Below are 1,466 nucleotides of genomic sequence, written 5' to 3' on the forward strand. Positions count from 1 at the left end.
CGTTACCGAGTTCTTCGGCGAGATTGAGCAGGCCGGCTTTGTGTTTGATAATGGGATTGTTAGTATGAAGCATGAGAGTTACCTCGCGTTTTGTTTAAGGATTAGGCACCCATATCAAAACCGGTAACTCTCAACCTTTCAAGGTCAAGTGTCAGATCTAGTCGCGACTAATACACTTTTAGGAAACTCTCCGCGACGCACCATGTCGATCATACCGTGCATGGATTTTCCTTCATAAACCGGATCGGTCAATACTCCTTCAGTGCGGGCGCACAGACGAATCGCTTCCAGTGTACCTTCATTGGGTAAGCCATACTCCGGTCCACCGTAGCGAGTATCCAGCACCACGTCTTCTTCTGTGATCTCGCGACCCAGTTCCACCAGGTTCGCCGTGTTTTGCGCAATACGCAGAATCTGCGCCTTGGTTTGTTCTGGTTTAGCAGACGATCGATGCCGATAACGCGACGAGAGCGCCCATCGGTGGCAAAGCCAACCACCATCCCTGCCTGGGTGCTGCCGGTAACGGAACAGACCACTATATAATCGAAAGTAAAGCCCAGCTCTTTTTCCTGCTGACGCACTTCTTCAGCAAAGCCGACAAAGCCTAGCCCACCCAATGGATGCTCAGAGCAGCCAGCCGGGTTCGGGAACGGTTTTTCACCGTTTTGAGCCGCTTCTTCCATCGCTTGCTGCCAGCTTTGACGAATGCCAATGTCGAATCCAGCGGCATCAAGGCGTACATCCGCCCCCATAATACGCGAGAGTTCGATATTGCCGACCCGATCGTAGACCGCATCCGCATAATTCCCCCAGTTCTCTTGAACCAACACGCACTTCATGCCGAGGTGCGCCGCTACGGCAGCAACCTGACGCGTTTGGTTCGACTGAATACCGCCAATCGAGACCAGCGTGTCGCACCCTTGCTCCAGCGCTTCTGGGATCAGGTATTCCATCTTGCGGGTTTTATTGCCACCAAATGCCAGGCCGCTGTTGCAGTCTTCGCGCTTGGAATAAAGTTCGACATCACCGCCCAGATGTTCGCTCAATCGCTTCAACGGCGTGATGGGAGAGGGACCGAAGGTCAGCGGATAGCGGGGAAATCTCTCCAGATTCATCATCATGCTCCAAAATAAAGTGGCATTAGGAAAACGGGTCGTGTATTCAATATGTTGATTGCAGCGTGAAATGTCCGGTTTTTGATGTGGAATACAGTGGCTAAAGTTGATGTAGATGCCCGTTTTGTGAACGGACATCTCCTGTGAAAAAACACGGTGATGGCAAAAGTGGCCATCACCGTTACCGTCGTCAGTCATGCAAACACGGGTGGCTACAGGGCTTACAACGACGAACTTCCAAAAGTAAAACACATTGTTAGCAAGCTGTATACACAGCGTATTGAGCGTGCACATCTGACACTGCGTAACCGATTGCAACGGCTCAATCGCAAGACGCTCGGATATTCAAAA

At 51.3% G+C, this 1,466-nt stretch carries 1 protein-coding gene and 1 pseudogene; one reads left to right on the plus strand and one right to left on the minus strand.

Annotation, left to right across the window (positions count from 1 at the left end; all coding sequences use genetic code 11):
• Positions 1–177 precede the first annotated feature (177 nt).
• A pseudogene (locus QZ506_RS17085) lies at positions 178–1,115 on the minus strand (1-aminocyclopropane-1-carboxylate deaminase); the annotation flags it as partial.
• 159 nt (positions 1,116–1,274) lie between these two features.
• On the opposite strand from QZ506_RS17085, the gene QZ506_RS17090 reads away from it, so the two are divergent.
• Positions 1,275–1,466, plus strand: a 192-nt coding sequence (locus QZ506_RS17090; protein WP_291972704.1) for an IS1 family transposase, incomplete at its 3' end; no start/stop codon positions are given.

The organism is Candidatus Symbiopectobacterium sp. (assembly GCF_020054415.1).
Taxonomy (GTDB): domain Bacteria; phylum Pseudomonadota; class Gammaproteobacteria; order Enterobacterales; family Enterobacteriaceae; genus Symbiopectobacterium.